Raw genomic sequence first — 5,086 nt, 5'->3', positions numbered from 1 at the left:
GGTTGGGTGCGCCGGTTAGCGCTGGGGTTGCGGGGGACCGGCGGGGTGGCGCGCGCAACCTCGAAGAGGCCGCGACGAGCGGAGCAGGGTTTTCGGCCCGCGAGCGGCAGCGAGCTTGATAGGGCCGAAAAGGTCACTCGGCCTGCGCAGTTCGGCGCGGGTGTGGGTTGCGCGTGACGGGGCCTCGTCGGTCACACTGGGCGACCCAGCTGAACGGTTAAAGGTGAGGGGCTACGGACCACGCCCGCCGCAGGCGGGCCTCCGCCGGTCGCACCTAGTGCGCCGGCGACCGCGCACGGCGAAGACACCGCACCGCGGCGGTGTGGTGTGCGGGGGTTACGGCGTGAAGGGGTTGGGGCTGTCGTGGTGCAGGCAGGCGAGGAGCTCGGCGGTGGCGGTGTGGTCGGGGCTGCCGTCGACGCCGTCGCCGGTCTGGATGATGGCGGCGAGGTCGGCTCCGAGGTGCAGTGTGTAGCGCGGCCATTCGTCATCGCCGGCGCGGGCGATCAGGGCCGCGGTGGCGGCCGTGAGCCGGATGCGTGCGTGGGCGGGGTTGTCGCCGAGACCGATGATGGTCTGCTCGCTGCGGTGGCCGCTGCTGGTCACTGCCCAGGTGATGGTCATGTTCCGATGATCGCCGCCAGGAGGCGGTGGCGGGAGGGGCCGCACTCCCGGTTGTGGATAAGTGCGGCCCCTGTGGATCACCGGGGCGGGCGGTAGCTGGCGTCGGTGGGATCGAAGCGGTGTTGGTCTCCGTCCAGGCAGACGGCAGCGGCTGTTTTGTGGGCGAGTTGGAGGACTTCGACAGCGCTGCGGTAGGCGGCGAGGTCGACGATCTGGAATGTCACGGGCCGCATGTAGACCTCGACCCAGCGGATGGTGCGTCGCTTGTCGGGGGTGAGGGCTTCGCGGCGGGTGACGGCGTAGGGCGGGCGTCGGGTCCAGTCGACGCCGATGGCGGGCCCGTCGTAGGGCTGTTGGTCGCGCGGGGCGAGGTTGTCGGGGAGCCCGGCCAGCGCCTGGCGGGCGGCTCCGAAGGCTTCCAGCACGCCCTGGGCTGCTTGGGTGTTGAAGAAGGTGAACAGGATGCGTCCCCAGGTGAGGGTGACGCGGGCGATGTCGGTGTGGGCGTGATGGACGCTGATGTCGGGCCGTTGGGCGCCGCGCAGTCGTACGTAGGCCTGGGAGATCGCTCCGGCGGGGATGCCGATGTGCGACTCGGGGATGGCGATCTTGGTCATGGTGTTCTCCGTTCGTGTACGGGTTGGGTGCGCCGGTTAGCGCTGGGGTTGCGGGGGACCGGCGGGGTGGCGCGCGCAACCTCGAAGAGGCCGTGACGAGCGGAGCAGGGTTTTCGGCCCGCGAGCGGCAGCGAGCTTGATAGGGCCGAAAAGGTCACTCGGCCTGCGCAGTTCGGCGCGGGTGTGGGTTGCGCGTGACGGGGCCTCGTCGGTCACACTGGGCGACCCAGCTGAACGGTTAAAGGTGAGGGGCTACGGACCACGCCCGCCGCAGGCGGGCATCGGCGCCTCCGGGCGCCGCTTGACAGGTGGGGCGCGGGCGAGGTGACGGGCCGTCAGTGGCTGGCACTATAAGTGCCTTCACCCCGAACAGGTTCTGCGAGGCGGTATTTCGCGCAATCGACACGGTGGCGAGAATGGACCGGGGTTGTTTCTCAGCCCAGCGCGCGGGTTTGGTGGATAGATGTGGGCGGCGCTGCGCGCCGGCTTTCCCAGTGCACACGGGCACCGGCCCGCTCCCGGGGTCAGCGCTGCAGGCCGGCGACGACCAGATCGGTCAGCGATTCGGTCAGGCTGGTGAAGCGGCCGGTGCGGGTGCCGCTGTGGGTGTGGTGCTCGCCTAGCCAGATACCGACGATGGTGGCGGTGCCGTCGCTGGCGGGCTGCCACACGGGCGCTCCGGAGTCGCCGGGGATGCTTTCGGGCATCCCGGTCACGCTGTATTGGTAGCCGAGTAGCCGCCCGTGGAGCTGTCCACAGACGGTCTTGGTGCGGATTCCGCTGCGACACACGGTGATTGCGGGATCTGGAACACCCATGCCGCTGACGGGCATGCCGTTGATCGTGGACACCGATCGGCTGGTGCCGAAGTTGATCAGCGCGAAGTCGTCGAAAAGCGGATCGGGGTCGTTGACGGCGACGGCGACGGCGCCGGTGGCCCCGCTGTCGTGGTCGGATACTGCGGAGCCGCCACCTCGAGTGCAGTGGCCGGCAGTGACCCCATAGGTGGTGGCCCCGGCGGTGTAGGTGTAGCCCAGCGTGCACGTGGTGGACCCGGTGTTCGAGTGCACGGCGATCTCGTCGCCGGCGGCGACGGTGTAGGCGCCGGCATGGCTGAGCGCGGGTGCGAACAGGCTGGTGATGGGGATGAGGGTCCCGGCGAGGGCGGTCAGTGTTGCTGCTCGGGTGGGCCGCATCGCGAGTCCCTTTCTTCCTGGTGGGTGCTGCGAATCATTGTGGGCGCGACCGCTGACAACCCGGGTTCGGGCGCAGGCTCAGCGCTGCGACCGCGTACGTTGCCGCTCGGCAGCGCGGCGGGCGCGGTTGTGCAGGGTGTCGATCCAGGCGTGCGCGGTGCGGGCGGATTGGCCGTGGTCCTGGGCGGTGCAGGATTGGACCGCTTGGCCAGCGCGGGCGGCGATGCGCAGATCGACGCTGACCGGGGTGGAGGTACGGCCGGGGCTCATCACGGCTGGTCCCATCCGGGCTGGGCGGCCGCTTCGGCGCGTCGCCACAGTTCGGCGAGGTCGTCGCGGGCGGTGCCGATGTGGGTGGTGAGGTCGGCACGGTCGGCGCCACTGTCGGCCATCTGCTGCATGCGGATTCCGTGTTCGCGCACCGCGCGGCGGTACGCCTCGTCGAGCACGTCGCGCGCGTGGTTGGCTGCTGCGGCGGCGCTGACGGTGTGGGTGTAGAGGTCGGCCAGATGCAGGGCCAGTCGGTGGTGTTGGCCGGCGGTCGGGGGGCGAGTGGGGTCCAGCGACTGGGTGGCGGCGTGTTGACGACCGTAGGCCAATACGGTGACCGGATCGGGGTCGCGGCGGGCGTCGGTGACGCGGCGGATGATCTCGTAGACCCAGCGGTTCATGGGCCGCCAGATGGCGGTGTCGGGGATGAGGTCGCAGAACGTGCGCGCTCGGGTGTAGGGCATCCACAGCAGGGCTCCGAGGAGCTGATTTTCCGGCTCCCATCGTGCGGCGATGGTTTCGCCGCTCGGTTCGGCGCTGAGCTCGAAGTCTTCGGTGGCCGCCCGGTCGGTGTCGTTGTCGGGGACGACGTGCAGTGGGGCGCGGTGCGCGGCGGTCATGATGCGGTGGCCCCCCAGATCAGCAGGGCATACCACCACGTCAGGGCGCTGGCTTGGTCGGTGGTGGTGGCGGTGGGCAAAGCGGCGTGCACGGCGGCGGCCAGCTCGGCGGGGCTGGGGTGAGTACCGGCCTGGCTCAGGGCGTGATGGCGCAGTGTCTCCAGGACATGCTGATCGGGTGCGGTGGGCAGCTCGACTCCGGCCAGCTGTGCGGCTTCGCGCCAGAGTGTGCCAGCGGCGAACCAGCAGTGGCCTTCGGCGCGGGCGGCGGTGAGGACCGCCAGCGGGTAGCGCGCTCCGGGGTCGGTGTCGGACCCGTGGTGCCAGGTGTCGTGGTGGTCGGTGATCCATCGCTGCGCGGCGACGGCGGCGTGGTAGGTGGCGGTCTCGCTGGCTTCGTGACCGGCCGGGGCGATGGTGGCGTGTCCCGTGTGATGCGGCCTGGTGGCGCGGCTGTCGGGTTCGGCCAGGGCGAGCAGTTCGTAGCGGGTGGTGTCGGGGTGCGTGGGCAGCGGGCGCAGGTAGTAGTCGGCGCCGATGACGTAGTTGATGAGGCTGCGGTGAGCGTCGTCGCGGTCGGGGTGGTCGGTGGTGGTGACCGACCGGCCTTGGTGGTCGATGGATAGCTGGTACATCGTGGGTCTCCTGTCGTGGTCAACGGTGATCAGGCGCTCAGCGGGTGGGCTTTGCTGACCTCAGTTATGCGGTCGGGCCGGAAACCGGACCAGTGCTGTCCGCCGGCCACCACGGCGGGGGCCTGCAGGTAGCCCAGTCCCATCACGTAGTCGCGGGCGTCGCTGTCGACGGTGATGTCGACTTTCGCGTAATCCACACCTGCTTTGTCCAATGCCCGGAAGGTCGCGTTGCATTGCACACAGGCGGGCTTTGTGTAGACGGTGATGGCGGTCATTTCTCACTCCTTAAGGGTTGCCACGAATTGCTGTTATATATTCCGATTATATCGGAATTTCGGCGTGTCAGGCAACATTTATTAGGCTATTTGTGGGTAAGCTGTGACCTTTTTTGACCGGGCGAAAACCAGCGCGTAATTACGCTGAAGGCAACCCGTTCGGCCGGTATGGCTCTGGTCGGTATCGGACCCTCGAATAGGTCGTAACATGGGTTCGCACACTCCTGTTCAGCTTTGGTGCTGCCTGTTCTTTGGCGCTTTCTCGCATCAATGTCATGGCCGGCGTAGGGCCCAGCGCAGTGCACAGGTCCGGACGGAAAGTTTTCCCCGTGAGCGTCTTTTGCGAGCGGATTCGTGGAAAAGTTTCCGGGCCGTTAGGCCGTATCCGTGGCCTTGCGCGGAGCGGGCCGCCGGCCACAATTGATAAAAGAGAAAGCGGTCAGAAAAATTATTCAGTAGCGCCGTCAGGCGCTTCCGCTGCACTGGTCGCGGCGATGTCGATTTCGTGGATGAAATGCGCGACCATGGTCCTGCTGATGGCGGTCCCCAGCGGGAGGTGGGACCGGCGCTGACCGGCCCCACCTCCCGACGTGGGGGCTAATCGTCCTCGGCGGGCTCGGACTGCTCGGTCAGCGAGTCATAGAGTGCATCAGCGGTTTGCTCGCCGAGGATGACGCGCTCAATGTCAGCCAGCGGGTAGCCGTTGTCGGCCAGGAAGCGCAGCAGCTCGGCGGCTCCGACGTAGTGGCCCCAGCCGCTGCCCCGCCAGGCGTCCTTGCCGGTACGGGCTTCCAGTGCACCGAGCACCAGCGCCAGCGTGATCACCTGGGCGCGTCCGTCGCCGGTGGC

At 68.4% G+C, this 5,086-nt stretch carries 7 protein-coding genes and 1 pseudogene; all 8 read right to left on the bottom strand.

Features of this window, described 5'->3' with window-relative positions:
* Nucleotides 1–336: 336 nt before the first annotated feature.
* Nucleotides 337–624, bottom strand: coding sequence for a hypothetical protein (locus tag BVC93_RS32875; protein WP_083741855.1), 288 nt, complete (start codon nt 622–624; stop codon nt 337–339).
* 77 nt (nt 625–701) lie between these two features.
* Complete coding sequence (locus BVC93_RS32870; protein WP_083741854.1) at nt 702–1,241, bottom strand: hypothetical protein; 540 nt, start codon at nt 1,239–1,241, stop codon at nt 702–704.
* A gap of 524 nt (nt 1,242–1,765) precedes the next feature.
* Nucleotides 1,766–2,437, bottom strand: coding sequence for a hypothetical protein (locus tag BVC93_RS32865; protein ID WP_083741853.1), 672 nt, complete (start codon nt 2,435–2,437; stop codon nt 1,766–1,768).
* A 78-nt stretch (nt 2,438–2,515) separates the two neighbouring features.
* Complete coding sequence (locus BVC93_RS32860) at nt 2,516–2,707, bottom strand: hypothetical protein (protein WP_048424167.1); 192 nt, start codon at nt 2,705–2,707, stop codon at nt 2,516–2,518.
* Nucleotides 2,707–3,327 (bottom strand): hypothetical protein, encoded by a 621-nt coding sequence (locus BVC93_RS32855; RefSeq protein WP_083741852.1) that lies wholly within the window; start codon nt 3,325–3,327, stop codon nt 2,707–2,709. Before BVC93_RS32855 ends, BVC93_RS32860 begins: the two co-directional genes overlap by 1 nt.
* Complete coding sequence (locus BVC93_RS32850) at nt 3,324–3,962, bottom strand: hypothetical protein (RefSeq protein WP_083741851.1); 639 nt, start codon at nt 3,960–3,962, stop codon at nt 3,324–3,326. Before BVC93_RS32850 ends, BVC93_RS32855 begins: the two co-directional genes overlap by 4 nt.
* A gap of 29 nt (nt 3,963–3,991) precedes the next feature.
* Nucleotides 3,992–4,237: a glutaredoxin-like protein NrdH gene (nrdH, locus tag BVC93_RS32845; protein WP_083741850.1), complete on the bottom strand. Its 246-nt coding sequence runs from the start codon at nt 4,235–4,237 to the stop codon at nt 3,992–3,994.
* Nucleotides 4,238–4,834: 597 nt separating this feature from the next.
* Nucleotides 4,835–5,086, bottom strand: a pseudogene (locus BVC93_RS33740) (ParB/RepB/Spo0J family partition protein); the annotation flags it as partial.

The organism is Mycobacterium sp. MS1601 (assembly GCF_001984215.1).
In the GTDB taxonomy this organism is placed as follows: domain Bacteria; phylum Actinomycetota; class Actinomycetes; order Mycobacteriales; family Mycobacteriaceae; genus Mycobacterium.
Note: the sequence above shows the minus strand (reverse complement) of the source record. Positions and strands in the feature narration are given on the sequence as shown.

Bases quoted from the DNA above. Each gene is read 5' to 3' on its own strand.
- BVC93_RS32870 (WP_083741854.1), bottom strand. From the start codon at position 1,241: ATGACCAAGATCGCCATCCCCGAGTCGCACATCGGCATCCCCGCCGGA.
- nrdH (WP_083741850.1), bottom strand. From the start codon at position 4,237: ATGACCGCCATCACCGTCTACACAAAGCCCGCCTGTGTGCAATGCAAC.
- BVC93_RS32865 (WP_083741853.1), bottom strand. From the start codon at position 2,437: ATGCGGCCCACCCGAGCAGCAACACTGACCGCCCTCGCCGGGACCCTC.
- BVC93_RS32855 (WP_083741852.1), bottom strand. From the start codon at position 3,327: ATGACCGCCGCGCACCGCGCCCCACTGCACGTCGTCCCCGACAACGAC.
- BVC93_RS32860 (WP_048424167.1), bottom strand. From the start codon at position 2,707: ATGAGCCCCGGCCGTACCTCCACCCCGGTCAGCGTCGATCTGCGCATC.
- BVC93_RS32850 (WP_083741851.1), bottom strand. From the start codon at position 3,962: ATGTACCAGCTATCCATCGACCACCAAGGCCGGTCGGTCACCACCACC.
- BVC93_RS32875 (WP_083741855.1), bottom strand. From the start codon at position 624: ATGACCATCACCTGGGCAGTGACCAGCAGCGGCCACCGCAGCGAGCAG.